Source organism: Psychrobacter proteolyticus (assembly GCF_038155145.1).
Classification (GTDB): domain Bacteria; phylum Pseudomonadota; class Gammaproteobacteria; order Pseudomonadales; family Moraxellaceae; genus Psychrobacter; species Psychrobacter proteolyticus_B.
Genome location: NZ_JBAKAY010000004.1, coordinates 143,594 through 165,149, shown reverse-complemented (window position 1 = coordinate 165,149; position 21,556 = coordinate 143,594). Strand labels below are relative to the sequence as shown.

Below are 21,556 nucleotides of genomic sequence, written 5' to 3'. Positions count from 1 at the left end.
ATAATATTGATTGATTTTTGAGTATATATCAGTATTTAATGATGCATAAAGTATAAGAATAAAAAGCGCAGCATTTATAGGTTATAACAGATTCGAGCATTTCTAATCTAATTCTGATGAATCACCCAATACTATTAACTTCAAATAACTAGGTACATATGATGAAAAAACAACCAGCACAGTGGTTACTCAGTGCAGCGTCAGTGGGCATCGCCGGTATTATCTTGACCCAAAGCTACGGTACTGCAGTCGCCGAGACCAACACGGGAAGTTTCGTTCAGACCCCTGAGCAAAAAGTCACCACCCGTCAAGTAGCCGCCTTGCTGGATCGGAGTCATTATCTTAATCAGCCTTTAGATAGCAAGACCGGTAGCGAAATCCTATCAATGTATATCGATAGCCTTGACCCAAATCATACGTTGTTTTTGCAATCTGATGTCGATGAGCTGAAGAAAAAACATGCTGAAGACTTTGGTGCTCGTTTAAAGCAAGGTGATCTATCTGCAGGGGTAGAGGTGTTTAATCGTTACCGCAAACGCTCAAACGAGTACTTTGCAATGGCCACCAAGATGCTCAAAACAGACATTGATTTGACAGGTAATGACACAATCATTCTTGATCGCGAAAAACTCGGCCATTTTAAAACCAAAAAAGAGCAGCGTGATTACTGGGAACGTCAGCTAAAGTTTCAGTTGATGAGCATTACCCTCGGTCAAGAAGACGAAAAAGCCAAAGAGAAAGTATTTTTAAGCAATCCAGATATCACTCGTGGACAAGACTTGGTACGTAACGATGAGCGTACGCCAAATGAGATTTTGCAAAATCGTTTGTCGCGTCAACAAGAGCAGTTTAAGCGTCTCAAAGATGATGAAATCATGGAGACCATCTTAAATACGGCGATGCTCACTTATGATCCGCATAGTAATTACTATGCACCGATTCAAGCGACCGAACTGCAAATCCAGTCTAGTCTTCAGTTGGAGGGCATAGGTGTCTCTATTCGTCCAGATCGCAAAAATCCAGATTATACTCGTATCGTGACCTTAGTCGATGGTGGTCCAGCCGCTAAGTCGGGTCAGATTAAGCCCAATGATTTGATCGTTGGTATCGCAAAAGATGGCGAAACCATGACGGACGTGGTTGGCTGGTCAACGCGTGAAATTGTCAGCTTGATTCGTGGTAAACGCGGTACATCGGTCACACTGAAACTACGTCAACCTAACACCCCAGATGCTAGCGCCCGTACGGTCACGGTAGTACGTGATATCATCCAGCAAGAAGAGTCAGGCGTCACTCAGCGAGTGGTAGAAGTGCAGCGTCCTAATATTGATAAGACACCAAAACGTATTGGCGTACTTGAGATACCAAGCTTTTACTTAAACTATCGTGCGCGCCGTAATGGTGAAGACTACCGTAGCGTCAGTATCGATACTGAAAAAGCATTAAAAGAGTTGAATAAACAAAATATCGATGGCCTAGTGGTTGATTTGCGCAACAACCCTGGCGGCTCATTAGATGAAGTTGCCAAGATGTTAGGTTTCTTTATAAAGAGTGGACCACTAGTACAGATTCGTGATAATCGTGGCAATATTCAAGTGTATCGCGACAATGATGGTGGCGAGCAATTGTATGATGGCAAGATGGCGGTCATTACCAACTTAGCATCGGCCTCAGCCAGTGAAATCTTTGCCGCTGCTATTCAAGACTATGGTCGCGGATTAGTGGTTGGTAGTACGACAACTGGTAAAGGCTCTGCGCAAATTCAGCTTGATAGCTTAGCTTTAGGCTCTGCCACCTTAACTCAGCGTAAATTTTATCGTGTTACTGGCGGTAGTACACAGAATAAAGGTGTCGTACCGGACGTTGAGCTAGTCAATATCTATGACGATGCGACCTTTGGCGAGCGTGCTCAGAAAAAAGCATTGCCTTGGGACACTATCAGAACAGCACCATATAAGCCTGAAGGGAAGTTTACCAGTGATACATTGGCGACGCTCAATCAGCAGTCTAAGATTCGCCAACAAAAAGACCCGCAGTTTACTTATCTGTCGACGCTAAATGATATTCGTAACATGGATGATGAAAAGAAACCTGTTCGATTAGATATCAATAGTCGCCGAGCTAAAATGCAACTAATTGAGAAACGCTCATTAGAAGCAGAAAACAAGCGCCTCATCGCAACTGGCGAGCGTCCATACTCTAACTGGAACACTTATCAGGCAGCGATGGACGCAAAATTTGAAGAACGTAGTCGTATGAAAGCCGCTGAACGTCCAGAATTACCAGAGGATGAGGCGTTCATCGATGAGGCAGCTTACCTGATGCTCAGCGCTGAACCTAAGACAATGCTTAGCCCTGAAGAGAAGCTATAATGTGAAGTTATTATAGCGTTACGTAATCTATGTAAGCATATGCTTACATAGATTGACGTTTAGACCTCTTACCAATAAAGGGTCAATCTGCGACTATAACTGTACGGCACGATTGAACGAAACGGTTCATTGATACTAGGGATTGGTATCTTAAAGGTCGCACTAGGGATAAGTAGTTTGCTGATTAAGGATGATAAGGCTGGATGCCTGTCAGTTATGAGATGCCCCGGGATTAGGTATCACGTAACGCTAACATGGATGGTTGGTAATAAAAGCCGCATGACGCTTGTCGTTATGCGGCTTTGTTACGTCTGGATATTAATAATTTCTATGGCGGACTTTCTAAGTAGATAATATTTAAGTTGATCATATTTATATTAATTTGAAATTTACCATGAAATAAGTATAAAAAAGGCCAGTAACCTGATCGGCTACTGACCTTTTAGATTAGGTAATAAATTTAATAATTTATCATCTAACTATTGTCAATATACTCTAGAAGAGATTAGTGCTCAACGCCACCTGCACCATGTACATGGCCATGGTTTAGTTCGTCTTCAGTTGCTGCACGTACTTCTTGGATTTCAACATCAAATGTCAAACGCTTGCCAGCCAATGGATGGTTTGCATCAACAGTAACTTCTTGATCGTTTACAGCAGTCACAGTAACCAACATTACTTGGCCACCAGCTTCTGACTGGAACTGCATACCAGGCTGAATGTCATCAACGCCTTGGAAGTTGTCACGTGGTACGTGCTGTACTGCTTGCTCTTGGTATTCGCCGTAGCCATCAGCAGGTTCAACGACTGCATTAACTTTTTCGCCAGCAGACTTACCTTCTAATTGTGCTTCTAGGCCTGGGATAATGTTGCTGTGACCATGTAGATAAGCAAGTGGCTGACCTTCTGGTGACTGGTCAAGGATATTGCCTTCGTCGTCTTTTAGTGTGTAATTGAATTTGACGGCAGTGTCTTTTGCGATAGTAGTCATAAAATATCCTAAATATATCTATGTAAAAAATTAAATACGGTTGCAATAAACCTAAAAAAGCCAATCTGCAAGCCAAAAGGCCACGTCATTAGTCAATTATCATCAGTTTATTAAAGTAACTTTAGCAGTTAGCATCTTTAATTGAGATGGCTCACATAACTTTCAAGGCAAAAAACATAAAAAATGCCAATTAATGCCACAATTTACAATAATAACTGCTATTTTCTATAGTTAATGCATAGCTAGTGGCTATTCATGGTTTAGGAGTTGCTTTTTTAGAGCAGGACTTCTAGCATAATTATAAAAATAAGGATGAGAGAGAGACGATGACTGCATTTGCCAATACCACTACTAAACAACCAGCGAGCAATGTTTTAACCAATCACGATGCTACTAAGGCTAAAATGATAGCTGATATAAGCTATCATTTTGATTTTGCCCGTTTCTACGAGCATTTGGTCGATGTGTCACTGAGCTTTACAGCTGTATCCGATGCGCCGCAGCTTTGGTTACCAGCGTGGATACCAGGTAGTTATCTGATGCGCGAGTTTGCTCGAAACATCACTGCGGTACATTATCAAATAATAGAAGCTCCAACAGCGGATAGTGACAAGCAACCAGAGACTTATCGCGCGCAAAAAATTGACAAAAATACATGGCAGCTGCCAGCGGTGCAAGCTGGGCAGACTGTCATCGTCGAGTACGAAGTCTATTGCTATGATTTATCCGTGCGTACGGCCTACGTCGATCAGCAACGACTTTACGGTAATTTCACCTCACTTGCGCTCGCCGTCGAAGGGCAAGAGCAAGCACCTGTCCATGTTAGCTTGATTGTGCCTGAGACATTTTTTACAGACAAAGAAAGTAGCAAAGTACTGATGGCCTGTGGTTTGGACGCTACGCACCTGCAAGTTGGTCAGCAGCAAAAAGGCCGTCAGCAAGCGAACAGTCAGCACATTTATAAGTTACAGGCAGCCAATTATCACGAGCTGATTGATTATCCATTCGAAATCGCAGAACAAGAAAAATTTGATTTTATTATTCATGATAATGAGCATCAGACGCTACATCATAGTTTTTACCTGTCGGGCAAGCAGAATGCCAATCTGGGTCGATTGCAGCAAGATATTACTCAGATTTGTCAGACCTACGTAGATTGGTTAGGCGATGCGCCATTTGACGATTATACGTTTATGACCTTTGCAAGTGGTCAAGACTATGGTGGGCTTGAGCATATCAACTCTACTAGCCTTATCACCCCGCGCAATGACTTACCCAGCACTAATGAGCCCAAGTTACCAAGTACAGATTACCAGCGATTTTTAGGATTATGTAGTCACGAGTATTTTCACTCATGGTGGGTGAAGACGGTACGTCCTGATGTCATGATCGATGTCGATTTGCGTCGTGAAGCATTTACGCCATTACTTTGGGTGTTCGAAGGGTTTACGTCTTATATCGATGATTTCATGTTGCAAGCGTCAGGTGCAATTGATAAAGCCAATTATCTGCGACTGCTAGCAGAGCAAATCAATCGCTACTACCAGACTCCAGGGCGTGGTAATCAAAGCGTAGCAGAATCAAGTTTTGATGCTTGGATTAAGCTGTATCGTACCGATGAAAATACAGGCAATGCGGGTATCAGCTACTATAATAAAGGCGCGTTGGTAGCTCTATGTCTGGATCTAATCTTACTCAAAAATAGCGACGGTCGTTATCGTTTGTTTGATGTGGTCAAAGCTTTTTATACTCAAGCCAAGCAGAACGACAGTAAGCGAATTGGCATAAGTAGTGCTGATATGGGCTCCGTCATTGAGCAGTTTATGCCGCTAGCAGAATGGGAAGATTTTGAGCGCCGTTACGTCAATGGGGTAGAAGAGCTGCCCATTGAAGCGTTGCTAGTGGCAAACGGTGTCAAAATACAGGCGAATACTAAAGAAACCGCTGACAAGCATGTGCCTTGGGGTATGCGATGTAACGAAACGCCAGCTGGGCTAAAGGTCAATCGTGTGATGCGAGATAGTATTGCGGCTAAAGCTGGTATTTCAGCACATGACGTTATTATCGCGATTGACGGCATCAAAGCGGATACGAAACAGCTTACTGCCTTGGTTAATGCAGCGCATCCTGTTGAGTGCTATTTATTCCGTCGTGATGAGCTGATGTGTGTTCAGATTCAACCTGAAACGACAACTAAAGTTAAGCCGCGAGATGAGACAACTGGCATGACTGGAGCAGTCCCTCCTCATAAAGTAAGCCTACGCTTAGCAAAAGGAGATAAGACTTTAGAGAATGATAATGAGCAATTAAAAGGTGAGGCAGGTTGGGAGACATGGCTTAATGTTATGAAACGGTAGCCTCAATGCTATATCAAATACCTTTCCATATGAAAAACCCTTCCATATAAAAAACCCTCTTCCGAGCAATACTGCTTAGAAGAGGGTTTTTTTAAATCACTTTTAATATTGTAGATATATCCAAGCAACTTAAATGCTCGATAGGTCAGAGGTTGGCAAGAAGATATACGTTTACTGCTCTTTAGCTCTGTTGTCTGGATTATCTGGGTTATCTGGATTCTTATTATCGGTAGTTTCAGGCGTTATGTTTTCATCTACAGAGCTATCGACTTCGTTGCTACTTGCAGCCTCAAGCGCAGCAATCCAGTTTTTCATCATATCAATTTCAGTTTGCTGGTTATCAATGATGTCTTGCGCCAACTGACGCATCTCTTCATCTGTCCCATATTCGAGCTGAACTTTTGCCATATCAACAGCGGCAATATGATGCGGTAGCATGCCGCGTGCAAATGCCATATCAGGTACAGGATCAGCCACACCCAAAGTCATTTCGCCATGCATATTTTCCATGCTCTTAGCATATGCTTGCTGCATCGCCACAGTATTTGGCTTAGGTTTGGCAGCATCAGGATGGCTAGCCAGCCACTTGTTTAAGACATCGATTTCAGCTTGCTGTGCCGTAATGACATCTTGAGCAAGTTGGCGCATCGCTTCGTCAGTACCATACTTGAGCTCTATTTTTGCCATCTCTACCGCGCCGCGATGATGTCCCAACATGCCTTTAGCAAAAGCGGTATCAGGATCGTTATAACCCATACCAATCATCATCTCGTCATGCATTCTAGTCATTGATCTCGTATAGTCTCTGAGCATATCGCTCATTTGAGACTCATCATTGACACTGTTATCGCTGTCATTTGTTAGAGTGTCGTCTGCCATACCGTCATGCTCAGCATGTGGCATATCAGTCACTGGCGGTGAGGTTTCTTCTGCAGGATTTGATTGGTTGTCCTCAGTCGTTGGCTGACAGGCGCTCAATACAAGCGCTGCAGAAATACTGGTGACCAACGAAAGAAAACGACGAGAAGCAATCATGACATATCCCTATTATGAAAAAACCAAACGATAAATGGATAATACTTATTATACATAATCAATTACGTGCTGAATGTTAGCAGATAAACCTTACCCATTCGAGACACTATGTTTAACAGGTCGTAATATATTATATGCTATACGAGAAACACATGCTGTTAGCTAGGTACTAAGAAACATGATACAAAAGTGGTTACTATAGCTCTTGTGTCAAACATATTGTTATTTTCTTGAATTTGGGACTAAAAAAACAACACTATCTAGAATGAACATACTTCCAAAACTAAAATCACATCTACTTGCTAATGTGGATTATCTTATGTCCATTAATGGTGTAAAAAAACTAATTTAATTTATTTAATGGACATAAGATAAGGATAGTATTATGATAAGGAAAATTTTCTAATAAAGGTGTTGATTGTGGAGCATATAGAGAAAAAAGCTAGCTACCAAGGGGATCTTGATATTGGTCCAATTAAGCTAAAATGCTTTGTCACGGAAGATGGAGAGCGATTTATTTCAGGTAGAAGCATGACGGGTGCCATTGGAATGAAAGGTCGAGGTCAAGGTGTTACACGGCTAGTATCGAACACAAAATTAGCCCCCTACATGAATCATGCACTTAGCATGGCGTTACAGAGTCCAATCGTCCTTACTGGTCAAACGCCTAGGCCTGTACATGGCTTTAGAGGCGAGATTTTAGCTGATTTATGTGATGCTATTCTTGAAGCCCGTAAAGATGGTGTATTGACAACCAAACAAGATATCCGCTACGCAGAATACGCTGAAACATTAATTCGAGGATTTGCTCGAGTTGGTATTGTTGCTCTAATCGATGAAGCTACTGGCTATCAAGAGGTTCGCGAGAAAAAAGCACTTAGTGCGATACTAGAAAAGTATATCCGTGATGAACCTCGCCGGAAGTGGACAAAAACATTTCCTGACGAATTTTGGTTTAAGCTTGTTAAGATAAAAGGGTATGATAGTTATATGGCTCTTAAGAGACCAGCTTTTGTTGGCCATTGGGTTAATGATATTGTTTATTCACGGCTAGCTCCTGGTATTAAAAAAACACTTCAGGAGAAAAACCCACGAACTAACAATGGCCATAGAAAAACTACACATCATCAGCTATTAACTGATGACTATGGCTTACCAGAGCTGAAGGAACATATAAGCAAAGTAATGTTACTTATGGATGCATCTAGTAATGCAAAAGAGTTTGATAAATTACTAAATCGTGTGGCCCCAAAATATGGTAATACTCTTGAACTATCTCTAGATGATGAACAATGAACTCACTAAATCAATTCTGTGGGTTTAATGCTAGGCTAAGTCGTTAACAAAGCTATATTGATTGCCATAAACGTAAAATCAAAATACATTGATAAATTGTCATCATTTGGTTCCAAGTATTTTTTGGGACCAGTAATACGAGCTTTTTTTTCTATTATCAACACAGTAAATACATTAACGGCTAATACCTAGCTGACGACAGTGTTCGCTAGTTAGATGAACGCGTACAAACTCCCCAACAGCTAACTCACCTAGCTCAAATCCTGCCACTGACCAACGTATCAAACGCAAACAAGGCAGACCGACGTGAGCTGTCATACGTCTGACTTGACGATTTTTACCTTCATATATTGTCAACATTAGCCATGAGTCCGGTACGCTTTTACGCTCACGTATTGGCGGATTGCGCTGCCAGAGCACCATCGGTAGTTCTTCTTCACTGACGTGTCTGACCTCAGCAGGTAGCGTTTTACCGTCTTTTAAAACCACGCCACGTTTGAGCTTATTGAGTTGCTCAGCAGTAGGCGTTCCTTCTACTTGTACTAAGTAAGTTTTACCTTGTTTGCGCCCTGCATTGGCTTTTGGCGGATGCGTAATTGCTTTATTAACGCGACCATCATCGGTCAAAATCAGCAAGCCCTCCGAAGTGGCATCTAGCCTACCAGCAACTCGCAAAGCCTTGTCAGTAAAGTATTGCGATAGGGTGGTGTGATCGTTGTTACTATCATCTCTAAACTGACTTTGCACGCCATAAGGCTTGTTGAATAGAATGAGACTAGAAGTAGACATAAAACGGTGTTTCCTAGTTTTAGATGGACAATGAATCATTGTAGCGTATGTTTTGTGATGCAGAGCTAGTATTAAGCGGCAAGACTACATAACCTGCTACAAAAGTAGGACAGCGCTTGTATAGATTTGCTGTTATTCTAAATCCGCATTCTGATAGTGGTATTTATATTTTTAATAGAGAATTATCTACTAACGGCAATCATTGTTTGGGTCTCTATTTTAATTTTTTTAGCTTCGAGCTATTTTTAACATTGTTCACATCAATGTCACAAGTGTCGTACTCATCAAAGCTTTGCTTAGCTGATAAGCGCCCAGAGCGTTACAACTATAATAAAACGGTTAGCATAACAAAGTGTCTAGTTCGCTTGCGACGTCCAACATACAACCAAGGAGTATCATCGATGTCATATGATAAGGTTATCGTGCCAAGAGACGGCGAAAAAGTAACCGTAAACGCAGATCTCACATTAAATGTTCCCAACCATCCGATCATTCCGTTTGTGGAAGGTGATGGAATCGGTGTAGATATCACGCCTGTTATGATAAAAGTAGTCAATGCAGCGGTTGATAAAGCGTATCACGGCAAGAAGTCTATCATTTGGATGGAGACTTATCTTGGGGAAAAAGCAGCGAAAGTATATGACGGCGATTATTTGCCAAGCGAGACGCTAGAGATTCTAAAAGACTACGTCATTAGTATCAAGGGTCCATTGACCACGCCAGTGGGTGGTGGCTTTAGTTCGTTAAACGTCGCAGTGCGCCAAAACCTTGACCTATACGTATGTCAACGCCCCGTACGCTGGTTTGAAGGCGTGCCAAGTCCAGTGCAGCATCCAGAACTGACCAATATGGTTATCTTCCGTGAAAACACAGAAGACATCTACACGGGTATCGAGTGGAAAGCGGGCAGCGACGATGCCAAAAAAGTTATCAATTTCTTAAGAGATGAGATGGGGGTAACCAGTATTCGATTCCCTGAAGACTGCGGCATCGGTATCAAACCTGTCTCAAAAGAAGGATCACAACGTCTGGTACGTAAAGCAATTCAGCATGCCATCGATAATGATTTGCCAAATGTGACCCTAGTGCACAAAGGCAATATCATGAAGTTCACTGAAGGCGCATTTAAGGATTGGGGCTATGAGCTAGCGGCAGAGCGTTTTGGTGCAGAGTTATTAGATGGCGGTCCATGGATGACCATGAAAAATCCAAAAACGGGTAACGATATTATTATTAAAGACGTCATCGCTGATGCGTTTTTGCAGCAGATTTTGATGCGTCCTGCAGATTATTCTGTAGTAGCAACACTTAACCTAAACGGTGACTATATCTCTGATGCATTGGCCGCTGAAGTAGGCGGTATTGGTATCGCGCCTGGTGCAAACAAAGGCGGTGCAATCGCTGTTTATGAAGCAACGCACGGTACTGCGCCCAAGTACGCTGGTCAGAACAAAGTAAATCCAGGCTCATTGATATTGTCTGCTGAGATGATGCTTCGTGATATGGGCTGGACGGAAGCAGCTAATCTTGTCATCAGTGGTATCCAAGGTGCGATTGCCAATAAAACAGTCACGTATGATTTTGAGCGTCTGATGCCAGATGCTACCTTACTGAGTACTTCTGAGTTTGGTAAGGCGATTATTAAGCATATGGAAGCCTAAGACTACTTAAACTCTAAGCATTCTATTTTATTACTATGTATCAAAAGCCACCTGATTATATAGGTGGCTTTTTTTATTTCACTTTTTATAAAACTTTTAGAAAACACAAAAAAACACCTCAACGTTCGAAGACGGTTGAGGTGTTTTTTTACTAAGACTTAAACCTGCTTAATCACTTCTGGGTATAAAAACCAAAAGCGATTAGGTTTAATGGTTTAAGAGCAATCGCTTAAAATTATAGCGATGCCAACGTCTCGTTAAACAAAGCGCTTGGACGCATTGCTTTCTTAGCCAATTCTTCATCAGCATAGTAGTAGCCTTTAATGTCTACTGGCTTGCCTTGGGCTTGGTTAAGTTCTTTAACGATGGCTTCTTCGTTCTCTTTTAGCTTTTGAGCGAATGGTGTAAATTGCGCCTTTAGCTCGCTATCTTTATCTTGAGCTGCAAGCTCTTCTGCCCAGTACATCGCTAGATAGAAGTGGCTACCACGGTTGTCCAACTCGCCCGTTTTGCGTGATGGTGACTTGTCGTTTAGTAGCAGTTTTTCTGTTGCTGTATCTAGCGTGTCTGCCAAGATTTGAGCTTTAGCATTGTTGTCGTTGTTTGCTAGATGCTCCAAAGATACCGTCAAGGCCAAGAACTCACCAAGTGAATCCCAACGTAGATGGTTCTCTTCTGTTAGCTGCTCAACGTGCTTCGGTGCAGAACCACCAGCACCAGTTTCAAACAAACCGCCGCCTTTCATTAATGGTACAACTGATAGCATCTTGGCACTGGTACCTAGCTCTAGGATAGGGAACAAGTCAGTTAGGTAATCGCGTAAGATGTTACCGGTCGCAGAGATAGTATCTAGACCACGAGCAACACGCTCTAGGGTGTAACGCATCGCACGAACCTGAGACATAATCTCGATATGTAAGCCAGTAGTATCATGATCTTTTAGATACGTTCTAACTTTTTTGATTAGCTCGTTTTCATGTGGACGGTATGGGTCTAACCAGAAGATAACAGGCGTATCTGATTCACGAGCACGGCGTACGGCAAGTTTTACCCAGTCTTGGATAGGCTCGTCTTTAACCTGACACATGCGCCAGATATCACCTTTCTCAACACGTTTTTCGAGTAATACTTCATCAGTATCAATATCCACAATACGTGCAATACCAGCATCGCTAGACTCAAAAGTCTTGTCATGCGAGCCGTATTCTTCAGCTTTTTGAGCCATTAGGCCAACGTTAGGAACGGTGCCCATCGTTTTTGGATCAAAGTTACCATGCCATTTGCAGAAGTTGATCATTTCTTGGTAAATACGGGCAAAGGTAGACTCTGGCATGACGGCTTTACAGTCATACATTTTGCCATCAGCACCCCACATTTTACCGCCTGAGCGAATCATCGCTGGCATAGAAGCATCAACGATTACATCACTTGGAGAATGGAAGTTAGTGATACCTTTTGAAGAGTCAACCATCGCCAGACGTGGGCGATGCTCTTGACACGCATGTAAATCACGCTCAATCTCTTCACGTTTTGAAGCTGGTAGCGTTGAGATCTTGTCGTACAAATCTGCCATACCGTTGTTGACGTTGATACCTAGCTCATCAAAGAAAGCACCATGTTTCTCAAAGGCTTCTTTGTAGTAGATTCTAACCGCATGACCAAAGACGATAGGATGCGAGACTTTCATCATGGTTGCTTTTACGTGCAATGAGAACAAGATACCAGCTTCGCGGCAATCTTCCATTTCACGCTCATAAAACTCTAACAATGCTTTTTTGCTCATGACCATCAGGTCGATGACTTCTTTATCAAGCAAAGCAATTTTAGGCTTTAATACTTTTTGAGTACCGTCATCAAGTAACAACTCCATACGTACCGTACGAGCTTTATCTAATGTCATAGATTGCTCGCCATCGTAGAAGTCGCCGCCATGCATGTGTGATACGTGCGTGCTTGACCATTGCTTCCATTCACCCATAGAGTGCGGATGCTTACGTGCATAGTTTTTAACGGCTTTAGGAGCGCGGCGATCTGAGTTACCTTCACGCAGTACTGGGTTCACTGAACTGCCTAAGCTTTTGCCATAGCGCTTGCGTAGCTCTTTTTCTTCGTCAGTTTGTGGATCTTCTGGGAAGTTAGGAATAGCATAGCCTTTGCTCTGCAACTCTTTGATAGCGGCTTTTAACTGCTGTACAGAAGCACTGATGTTTGGCAGTTTAATGATGTTGGTATTTGGATCTTGAGTCAAACGACCTAGCTCAGCTAAGTTGTCAGGAACACGTTGCTCTTCGGTCAAGTATTCAGGGAATTCTGCCAATATACGCGCTGCAACAGAGATGTCGCTGGTTTCAACTTCAACGCCTGCTGTTTTTGTGAATGCTTCGACAATAGGTAAGAACGACAGAGTCGCCAGCGCTGGGGCTTCGTCAGTTTTTGTATAAATAATTTTTGACATTTTAGTTAGATCTTCCTTTAGGCTGTAGTTAATAATAAAGCTCAAATATAGTGTTGAATATGCGTCAATGATACTATGCAATAATCCATGATATGGTTAGAACAAGTACTTCATATGTAGCTTCTTAGAAATTTTTAAGACAGGTCAGACATTTTCTTTTAATAATATTCACGAAAAAAGCATTTAAAGGCAACACGTTAACGGTCGGTGCAAAATTGCCTAAAAGTGAATCACTGACGCTACATTATAATCAATCCACTATAAATCCGATAGGATGTCAATCGTATACCATGAACTAAGTATACTGTTTTAGCTCGTATCCTATGGTTTCGAATTATACTAAGCTAATAACAACCTTATTCTACCAGTCATCGGCTTCGATATCATCTTTTCCATACAACTACTGTTTTTTCATGACGTTTTATATTGATCTCACTGCCCATAAGCGCATTCTTACAAACCACCCGCGTTATCGTTGGTGGTTTTTTGTTGGGTGCAGATAAGTTTTTGCAAATTGTGACAGCAATGACGTAAAAATTTGCTAGTCTAGGTCATCAATAGATTGGTTATCGATAAATATATCGCGATTATAATAGTGACGGTGAATATGAGTTTAGAGTATGCGCTGATTAATGATACCAGTTGGCAGAGCCAAGCAGACTGGCAAATACCAGATACGCCCTTTATGTCTTTTGCTTTTTGGCAAGCACTGGCAGACACGGGTGCGATAGGTGAGCAGGCAGGTTGGCTACCAATATTTATTTTGGTACATCGTGTCACAGACTATGCCGATAGTGAAGGTAACACCGATACCTTAGTAGATAGCGCGGCAGAAAACACATTGCAGCCTGTGGCTGTCATGCCAGTATTTATAAAAGGTCATCATCGCGGTGAGTTTGTATTTGATCATGCATGGGCTGAAGCTTATGCGCGCTATGGTGTTGATTACTATCCGCGATTGGTCACTAGCGCACCATATACACCGATTACTGGCCAAAGGATTTGGTTGGCAAAAGGTGAAACTTTGAATGAGGATATCCTCAAAATAGCCATCGCAGGTATCGATGATATCGCTCAACAAGTGGGTGCTTCCAGCTGGCATGGACTATTTGTGACACCAGAGCTTGCCTCTATCGCCACCGCATCTATACCAACTGAAATTGATGTAGAGCTTGCCATAGCGGCTCAAGAAAGCGGCGTAGAGTCAGCTGTTATTGAGCTACCGATATTTGAGCGTCAAGGTTGCCAGTTCTTATGGCAAAACAAAGACTTACTTAATGACAGTAAGCCATTTGCAGATTTTGATGCGTTTTTGATGACCTTAAAAGCCAAAAAGCGTAAAACCATTCGGGCTGAGCGCCGTAAAGTTGCCGAGCAAGGCATTAGTTGCCAGCGCAAGTGCGGAGATGCTATTAGCGATGCTGACTGGAAGGCTTTTTATCACTGTTATGTGATGACCTATGCAGTACGCGGACAGCAGCCTTATTTGACGATAGATTTTTTTATGGCGTTGGCAGCGAGCATGCCTGAGCATATAATGCTTGCGCAAGCACTCGACGCCAGTGGTGAGATTATCGCGAGTAGTTTGTTCTTGTATGACAGACCTGATAGTGACAAGGCTTATGGTAGTGTTGATAATAATGCCACCTTATATGGTCGTTACTGGGGTGCGCTAGGTGAGTATGACAGCTTGCATTTTGAGCTATGCTATTACCAAGGTATCGAGTTTGCTATCGAGCAAGGGTTGATGTCTTTTGATCCAGGTACGCAAGGCGAGCATAAGCTGGTACGTGGCTTTATTCCAACGACGACACATTCCATCCATCGTATCTATGATCCGCGTTTTGTACCAGCGATTGGCGATTTTTGTGCTAGAGATCGGTTGCATATGGCGCAGTATCGTCAGCAGGCCTTTGAAGCTTTGCCTTTTAATGCTGACAATATGCCTGAATTTGATGGCAGTGCTTCATCACGGTAATCAGCTGTGAATAAATCTGCTTTTATTTGCAAGCACCTTTTAACTATCAAACATCCTATAAAAAATACTAGCCATAAACTATGACCAGCAATTCTTTTAGTTCTACCAATGACCTACCTCCTACTGACCTCTTGCCTTGGCTCAATGCTGAAGGCTCTCTCACTGCGATATTAGAAGAGAAGGCAGGGCAGCCGCTGCGTGTAAAACGCAGCTTTGAGGGCTATCGTTCGCTAACTTTAGGTCAAAAAAAGCAACTGGGTGTACGAGGCATGATGCTAAATCGTCCAATGCTGGCATGGATACGGGAAGTGCAGCTATATGGCAATGATGAAATGCCATGGGTGCAAGCACAGAGCATCTTTCCTTTAAACAGTTTAAAAGGTCAGTCGCGTCGTCTTCAGCATCTGAAAAACACACCTATCGGTTACGTTTTATTTAAGCGTCGCCGTACCTTGCCAAATGAGCGTTTTATCAGTCATACGAGTAACGGTTGGCAACGACAAACGTGTTATGACTGGCATGGTCGTAAGATAATGATCAGTGAAACGTTCCTACCGGCGTTCTTATAATCACTTCACTATAATAGTCACTCCACTATAAAAGTATTACTGGGTTAACCTCGCTTAAGGTATTTGATATACATCTACATTCGGCTGCTTTGTACTACTTTTAAATTGAATCGACTATATAGTCAAGTCTATATAAATCCGCTACATCGTCATCCTCGCTAAGCATACTAATGTATAACTTGCACTCGGTTTCCTTGTATCAAAATTATATTAAATTGACTATATCTAGCCACGCTTAAAAATATTTTATGCCTAAAACAGCATAAAAGGGTGGGCAAGGGAAAAAGTTCAGCGGGTAAATCCTTTATTTTATTGGCTATTTATCTGTGTTATATAGTCATTTAATTCGCTCATCCTAAGGTGAGGTTTTTTTGCGCTCACAGCACAAATTTTCATGTTACACTTAATCTTTCGTGATGATATCGATGCAAATGTACATCGATTTTATTGACGAATCAGTCAAGTTAATAACAGGTCAGTCGCCTGTATTTATTCTTATTTCAATCTTTGCTAATAGACTCCATTCACAATAATGGTCGTACCATAAAACAGACTGCAGAAAAACAGCGTGCAGAGGTATCAAGCGTACTTCAGCGACGTTGACGCAGTAGTTGTTTTATTGTGGGCAGGCTATAAGCTTCTTTTCAATGACGTTTTTTAATGACAGTCACTACTTAGGACATCACTATGTTTAAAGATATTTCTATCAAAGATTTTGATCCAGTACTTGCTGAAGCGATGGCCGCAGAAAGCGTTCGTCAAGAAAACCACATCGAGCTTATCGCCTCTGAAAACTACTGCTCACAAGCAGTGATGGAAGCACAAGGTACTGACCTTACCAATAAATACGCAGAAGGCTATCCTGGCAAGCGTTACTATGGTGGTTGTGAGCATGTAGATGTGGTTGAGCAATTGGCTATTGACCGTGCTAAAGAGTTGTTCGGTGCAGAGTATGTGAACGTTCAGCCACATTCTGGTAGCCAAGCAAACTCAGCCGTATTTTTAGCATTGTTAGAGGCAAATGACACTGTACTAGGCATGAGCTTAGACGCTGGTGGTCACTTGACGCATGGCGCACATATCAACTTCTCAGGTTTGAACTACAATGCCGTACAGTACGGATTAGTAGATGGCACTGGCCTTATTGATTATGACCAAGTAGAGAGCTTGGCGCGTGAGCATAAGCCAAAAATGATCATTGCGGGTTTCTCAGCATACTCACAAGTAGTTGATTGGCAGCGTTTCCGTGACATCGCGGACGAAGTAGGCGCGTATCTATTGGTCGATATGGCTCACGTTGCTGGTCTAGTTGCTGGCGGTGTTTATCCAAACCCAGTACCTTTCGCTGATGTAGTTACAACGACGACGCACAAAACTCTACGTGGCCCACGCTCAGGTATGATTTTGGCACGTGATGAAGTACTGGCTAAAAAGCTAAACTCAGCCGTATTCCCAGGCAACCAAGGTGGCCCGTTGATGCATGTCATCGCAGCAAAAGCGGTTTGCTTTAAAGAAGCGTTAGAAGATAACTTTAAAACCTATCAGCAGCAAGTAGTGAAAAACGCTCAAGCTATGGCAAAAGTGGTTCAAGAGCGCGGCTATGAAGTCATCTCTGGCGGTACTGAAAACCATCTAATGCTGATCAGCCTCGTTAAGCAAGAAATGACGGGTAAAGAAGCGGACAAATGGCTTGGTGAAGCACACATCACTGTCAACAAAAATGCTGTACCAAACGATCCAAAATCACCATTCGTGACTTCTGGTATCCGTATCGGTACGCCAGCGATTACTACTCGCGGTTTCAACGAAGCACAAGCGGGCGAGTTGGCAGGTTGGATCTGTGACGTACTAGACAGCCGCGGTGATGAGGCGGTTGCTACTGAAGTACGCGCTAAAGTAGAAGCGATTTGTGCAGAATTACCAGTCTATGCTAAAAATCAGTAAACTTTAGAATGGTAATAAAAAGAACCGCTAAGCTTTTGCTTAGCGGTTTTTTTGTTATTGCTCTTTATAAATATTAGAGCATTTAACGCAAACCTATATTGGGATTGCTATTTAGCTCTTTTAATTATATTTAAGTCTGTTATTTAAACTGAAGATTATTACCGACATTTTTCGATAAGTGTAGTGAGCTTGACTAAGTTTTGGTATTAGTTTTGAGGAGCTAAGTTGATGTTTAATTAAGAAAAATGTGTAAATCTCTTTGTTTATACAAAAATATTAGTATATAGTCAGTATTGGACATTTAGTAATAATACTAATACAAATTATAATAAATAGTTACACTTTGTATTAGTATCGCTGTAATTGATTGAATAATTATATAAATATTATTTTCAATAGAGGGATTTACATGAAAAAACAATCTTTAGTCGCAACGATGCTATTACTCAGCACGACTCTTGCGCAAGCAGCAGAACAATCAGGTTTAGCAGCATTTGGAGCAGGTCTCGATGGCTTTATGGCCAATATATTTGGCTGGTTCGTCGACCTCATTTTCTTTTCAGTACCTCTTGGAGACGTCAGCTTCCCGCTCATTGTGGGTTGGTTATTAGTTGCCGCACTCGTATTCACTTTTTACTTTGGATTTATTCAATTTCGCCAAATAGGCTTGTCTCTAGATATTGTCAGAGGCAAATATACCGATCCCAATCCGGCCAACAAAGAAGAAGGCGAGGTCAGCCACTTTCAAGCCTTAGCTACTGCCTTATCAGGTACCGTTGGTCTTGGTAATATCGCAGGTGTTGGTGCAGCACTTGCTATTGGGGGACCTGGCGCTACCTTTTGGATGATTATGGTCGGCCTATTCGGTATGGCGACCAAGTTTGTAGAATGTACGTTAGGTGTCAAATATCGTACGGTACTACCATCTGGCGTTGTATCAGGTGGCCCTATGTACTACCTAAGCCGCGGTATGGCTGAACGTGGTATGGGCGGATTAGGTAAGTTTTTGGCTGTTGGTTTTGCACTCATGTGTATATTGGCGACCTTTGGTGCCGGTAACATGTTCCAAGGTAACCAAGCCTTTGCAGTCATGAGCTCTACTTTTAGCATTCCAACGGATTACAGTGTATTCTTTGGTATTGGCTTAGCATTTTTAGTCGGTATGGTTATCATTGGTGGTATGCCGCGCATCGCAACCGTTACCGAAAAAGTCGTACCTTTTATGGCTTTGTTATACATTACTATGGCGGTAATCGTACTAATTGCTAACTTTAATCATATCGGCGCTGCATTTGGCGAGATTTTCTCGGGTGCCTTCACTGGTGCTGGTGTGGCTGGTGGCTTTATTGGCGCGTTGATTCAAGGTTTAAAACGTGCAACTTTCTCTAACGAAGCAGGTGTTGGTTCAGCTGCTATTGCTCACTCAGCAGTAAAAACCAAAGAGCCTGCTACTGAAGGTCTAGTAGCGCTATTAGAGCCTTTCATTGATACGGTTGTTATCTGTACGATGACGGCGCTTGTTATTACTATCTCTGGGGTAAATACTGCCGCAAACTTACAAACCCAAGCGCTTACTGGTGTGGATCTAACCCGAGCGGCCTTTATGGAAACGGCGCCTATCTTCCAGTATTTCCTAGCTGTCGCGGTATTGTTGTTTGCTTTCTCAACGATGATTTCATGGTCATACTATGGTCTAAAAGCTTGGACTTACCTCTTTGGTGAAGGTAAAGGCGGCGAGATGATATACAAACTTATCTTCTTAATCTTCGTTGTTATCGGTACCATCGTACAGTTTAGCTTTGTTATCGACTTCTCAGATGCAGCTCTGTTCGCTATGGCAATCTTTAACATCATCGGTCTGTACTTCTTGATGCCAATTGTGAAAAGAGAGGTTAATTCTTTCATAGCTCGTGTGAAAAGTGGTGAAATTAAAAAGTATAAATAATAGGTTTGATTGAACACTCTATTATAACTTGATAATTAAAAAAGCCCGCCAAGATGAGTCTTGGCGGGCTTTTCGATGGCTGTTATTTGTTATTTACTAAATAGCTATTAAGTTTTAGATAGAAGCAATCTGTAAAGAGTTGCCTGTTTATACAAGAAAACCGCTTAGCTTTTGTTAGGTGGTTTTTTAGTGCTTACGTACAAAATTTCAAATATATACTTTGTATTTAGTGGTTGCATACATACACACTTAAAAAGTAGTTAGTTCTTGTTTTTCTCCCTCATTTGAGGTTAAAATAGTGGAACTAGTATTGATAAAGGAAGAAAAATGCACGCTTATAAAGTTGAACATATCACCCAGTCAAATGAACCTAAGGATGATAGTGATTTCAAAAAAATTGGTCTTCCTTATGAAGTGTTTGAGAAGGCAGTAGATGCAGCATTTAGAGCTTACCAACGTGAAGACAATAGTTTTTCCACAAAATCAGCAGCAGGGTACAATGCTTGGAATTATGCTGTGAAAGAATTAAGGCTAAAGGCGTTAGAACATAGTTGGGGAGTGCCTTTCGAGAGTAATGGTATTGAAGGTATTAAAAGCCCACTTAGAAAAATTACAATTATTGTTAATTCAGGCAATAAGAATACTGGTATTAAAGATAAAGAGCCAAAACCTAAAAATCAAAAAGGTTCGGGCTATAACGTTCTGATGAGTGATAATTTAGATTTATTCACTTCTTGTGATGACTTATTTGACGCAAACTCTATTACTGAAGAATCTACTGATCCAAATCAAACGTGGTTACTTCTTTTTCATATTGACGAGAGGAAGGAAGAAATTAGATTTGAGCTATTACTGCCTACAAAGATAGAGAATAGAATTATTTCTGGCTATAAAAAGCGAATTATTTTGTCACCTATTGACATTTCGAATAAGCCTAAATTTACATCCGTAACGAGTGAAGAAGACTCAACTGTAGGGATTGATTTTGATGTGCCTAGAAAGAGTGGATAAAGAGTTCAATCCTGATAGATTTAAAATTGCAAGACTAAGACGCAAGATGACATATAGGAGACTTGCTGAGCAAACAGGGTTGTCTTCAAAAACGATATCTAAATACGAGAAAGATGGTATCAACAACCCGCCTTCTAGTGAGTCTTTGAAGAAAATATCGCAAGTTCTTAGTTATCCTGCACAGTTCTTCTTTGAAGATGATATTGATGAAATATCTACTGAGACAGTTTCATTTCGTGCATTAAGTAAAATGACAGCTGCACAAAGAGATGCTGCTATATCTGCTGGACGACTTAGTCTCATCGTCAATAATTACATACAAGACAATTTTGAACTTCCTAAACAAGATTTTATAGATTTAAGAGGTTGTGATCCTGAGGTAGCAGCAGAGACAATTAGAGAGCATTGGGCGCTTGGAAGTAAGAAGATAGGTAATTTGATACATCTATTAGAATCAAAAGGTGTTCGTGTTTTTTCATTGTCAGAAAATACTCTAGATGTGGATGCTTTTTCTTTTTGGAAAGATGGCTTGCCATTTATTTTCCTTAATAATAGAAAGTCAGCAGAACGTAGTCGGTTTGACGCTGCCCACGAATTAGGACATTTACTACTGCACAAGCATGCTTCACCTTTCGATGACTCTATTGACGTTTCATTATCTCCTAGTCGAGTTGCTGAACAGGAAGCTGATAATTTTGCTTCTGCATTCTTGATGCCAAAGGCAAGTGTTGCAAATGCTATTCCTAACTATATAACTATAGAGGACATCATTGAAATAAAAAGTAGGTGGTCAGTCTCCGCTGTTAGCTTAATATTTAGACTACATAAAGTTAATCTTATTACAGAATGGCAGTATAGAAAACTTATGGAAGAAGCTTCAATAAGAGGGTATAGAAAGCAAGAACCTCAGCCTATTCCTAGAGAGAAATCTTTAATTTTTGAAAAGATAATGCCGGTGTTAGCTAAGGAGGGCTTAGGCGTGAAATCCTTCGCTAAAGAATTGAAACTACCTCTAGATGAAGTAACTAATCTAATGTTTATGCCAGTTCTTATAGAGCATTAATATAAGAATAAATTCTAATTAGCATTATCATCATTTTACACAATAAAAGCCCCGATTATAAAAATATAATCGGGGTTTATTCACATTAAA

14 protein-coding genes are annotated in these 21,556 nt (G+C 41.5%); 10 read left to right on the top strand and 4 right to left on the bottom strand.

The features are described from left to right. Nucleotides 1-161 precede the first annotated feature (161 nt). Nucleotides 162-2,372 (top strand): carboxy terminal-processing peptidase, encoded by a 2,211-nt coding sequence (locus tag V6252_RS06620; protein WP_341609814.1) that lies wholly within the window; start codon nucleotides 162-164, stop codon nucleotides 2,370-2,372. A 505-nt stretch (nucleotides 2,373-2,877) separates the two neighbouring features. On the opposite strand, the gene V6252_RS06615 is transcribed toward V6252_RS06620, so the two are convergent. Continuing rightward, entirely contained in the window at nucleotides 2,878-3,363 is a 486-nt protein-coding gene (locus V6252_RS06615) for an FKBP-type peptidyl-prolyl cis-trans isomerase (RefSeq protein ID WP_057758283.1), read from the bottom strand. A gap of 326 nt (nucleotides 3,364-3,689) precedes the next feature. On the opposite strand from V6252_RS06615, the gene V6252_RS06610 reads away from it, so the two are divergent. Further along, nucleotides 3,690-5,720, top strand: coding sequence for a M61 family metallopeptidase (locus tag V6252_RS06610; protein WP_425355862.1), 2,031 nt, complete (start codon nucleotides 3,690-3,692; stop codon nucleotides 5,718-5,720). A gap of 171 nt (nucleotides 5,721-5,891) precedes the next feature. On the opposite strand, the gene copM is transcribed toward V6252_RS06610, so the two are convergent. After that, on the bottom strand, nucleotides 5,892-6,755 hold the full coding sequence (copM, locus tag V6252_RS06605) for a CopM family metallochaperone (protein ID WP_341609813.1): 864 nt from the start codon (nucleotides 6,753-6,755) through the stop codon (nucleotides 5,892-5,894). Nucleotides 6,756-7,175: 420 nt separating this feature from the next. Between copM and V6252_RS06600 the strand changes: the two genes are divergently transcribed. Further along, complete coding sequence (locus V6252_RS06600) at nucleotides 7,176-8,051, top strand: P63C domain-containing protein (RefSeq protein ID WP_341609812.1); 876 nt, start codon at nucleotides 7,176-7,178, stop codon at nucleotides 8,049-8,051. 174 nt (nucleotides 8,052-8,225) lie between these two features. Here the strand turns inward: V6252_RS06600 and V6252_RS06595 are convergent, their stop codons facing one another. Continuing rightward, entirely contained in the window at nucleotides 8,226-8,840 is a 615-nt protein-coding gene (locus V6252_RS06595) for a pseudouridine synthase (protein ID WP_341609811.1), read from the bottom strand. A gap of 401 nt (nucleotides 8,841-9,241) precedes the next feature. Here V6252_RS06595 and icd point away from each other — a divergent pair, with 401 nt between their 5' ends. Next, a complete protein-coding gene (gene icd, locus V6252_RS06590; protein ID WP_341609810.1) occupies nucleotides 9,242-10,501 on the top strand; it encodes an NADP-dependent isocitrate dehydrogenase in 1,260 nt (419 codons plus the stop codon). Nucleotides 10,502-10,736: 235 nt separating this feature from the next. Here icd and V6252_RS06585 read toward each other — a convergent pair whose 3' ends face one another. Next, the gene (locus tag V6252_RS06585) at nucleotides 10,737-12,956 is read right to left on the bottom strand and encodes an NADP-dependent isocitrate dehydrogenase (protein ID WP_191114679.1); all 2,220 of its coding nucleotides are present in this window, start codon (nucleotides 12,954-12,956) and stop codon (nucleotides 10,737-10,739) included. A gap of 607 nt (nucleotides 12,957-13,563) precedes the next feature. Here V6252_RS06585 and V6252_RS06580 point away from each other — a divergent pair. The 6 genes from V6252_RS06580 to V6252_RS06555 all read left to right on the top strand — a co-directional run bounded on the left by V6252_RS06580 (nucleotide 13,564) and on the right by V6252_RS06555 (nucleotide 21,466). Further along, complete coding sequence (locus V6252_RS06580) at nucleotides 13,564-14,934, top strand: GNAT family N-acetyltransferase (RefSeq protein WP_341609809.1); 1,371 nt, start codon at nucleotides 13,564-13,566, stop codon at nucleotides 14,932-14,934. An 80-nt stretch (nucleotides 14,935-15,014) separates the two neighbouring features. Further along, nucleotides 15,015-15,503: a chorismate--pyruvate lyase family protein gene (locus V6252_RS06575; protein WP_341609808.1), complete on the top strand. Its 489-nt coding sequence runs from the start codon at nucleotides 15,015-15,017 to the stop codon at nucleotides 15,501-15,503. Between the two features lie 687 nt (nucleotides 15,504-16,190). After that, nucleotides 16,191-17,447: a serine hydroxymethyltransferase gene (gene glyA, locus V6252_RS06570; protein ID WP_057758295.1), complete on the top strand. Its 1,257-nt coding sequence runs from the start codon at nucleotides 16,191-16,193 to the stop codon at nucleotides 17,445-17,447. Between the two features lie 409 nt (nucleotides 17,448-17,856). Then, entirely contained in the window at nucleotides 17,857-19,392 is a 1,536-nt protein-coding gene (locus tag V6252_RS06565) for an alanine/glycine:cation symporter family protein (RefSeq protein WP_341609807.1), read from the top strand. A 327-nt stretch (nucleotides 19,393-19,719) separates the two neighbouring features. Continuing rightward, the gene (locus tag V6252_RS06560) at nucleotides 19,720-20,403 is read left to right on the top strand and encodes a hypothetical protein (RefSeq protein ID WP_057758299.1); all 684 of its coding nucleotides are present in this window, start codon (nucleotides 19,720-19,722) and stop codon (nucleotides 20,401-20,403) included. Then, nucleotides 20,381-21,466, top strand: coding sequence for a helix-turn-helix domain-containing protein (locus tag V6252_RS06555; protein WP_341609916.1), 1,086 nt, complete (start codon nucleotides 20,381-20,383; stop codon nucleotides 21,464-21,466). Before V6252_RS06560 ends, V6252_RS06555 begins: the two co-directional genes overlap by 23 nt. Nucleotides 21,467-21,556: the final 90 nt, after the last annotated feature.

Excerpts from the sequence above, each read along its gene's own strand:
- V6252_RS06620 (WP_341609814.1), top strand. The coding sequence starts at position 162 with ATGAAAAAACAACCAGCACAGTGGTTACTCAGTGCAGCGTCAGTGGGC.
- V6252_RS06615 (WP_057758283.1), bottom strand. The coding sequence starts at position 3,363 with ATGACTACTATCGCAAAAGACACTGCCGTCAAATTCAATTACACACTA.
- V6252_RS06610 (WP_425355862.1), top strand. The coding sequence starts at position 3,690 with ATGACTGCATTTGCCAATACCACTACTAAACAACCAGCGAGCAATGTT.
- copM (WP_341609813.1), bottom strand. The coding sequence starts at position 6,755 with ATGATTGCTTCTCGTCGTTTTCTTTCGTTGGTCACCAGTATTTCTGCA.
- V6252_RS06595 (WP_341609811.1), bottom strand. The coding sequence starts at position 8,840 with ATGTCTACTTCTAGTCTCATTCTATTCAACAAGCCTTATGGCGTGCAA.
- icd (WP_341609810.1), top strand. The coding sequence starts at position 9,242 with ATGTCATATGATAAGGTTATCGTGCCAAGAGACGGCGAAAAAGTAACC.
- V6252_RS06585 (WP_191114679.1), bottom strand. The coding sequence starts at position 12,956 with ATGTCAAAAATTATTTATACAAAAACTGACGAAGCCCCAGCGCTGGCG.
- V6252_RS06580 (WP_341609809.1), top strand. The coding sequence starts at position 13,564 with ATGAGTTTAGAGTATGCGCTGATTAATGATACCAGTTGGCAGAGCCAA.
- V6252_RS06575 (WP_341609808.1), top strand. The coding sequence starts at position 15,015 with ATGACCAGCAATTCTTTTAGTTCTACCAATGACCTACCTCCTACTGAC.
- glyA (WP_057758295.1), top strand. The coding sequence starts at position 16,191 with ATGTTTAAAGATATTTCTATCAAAGATTTTGATCCAGTACTTGCTGAA.
- V6252_RS06565 (WP_341609807.1), top strand. The coding sequence starts at position 17,857 with ATGAAAAAACAATCTTTAGTCGCAACGATGCTATTACTCAGCACGACT.
- V6252_RS06560 (WP_057758299.1), top strand. The coding sequence starts at position 19,720 with ATGCACGCTTATAAAGTTGAACATATCACCCAGTCAAATGAACCTAAG.
- V6252_RS06555 (WP_341609916.1), top strand. The coding sequence starts at position 20,381 with ATGTGCCTAGAAAGAGTGGATAAAGAGTTCAATCCTGATAGATTTAAA.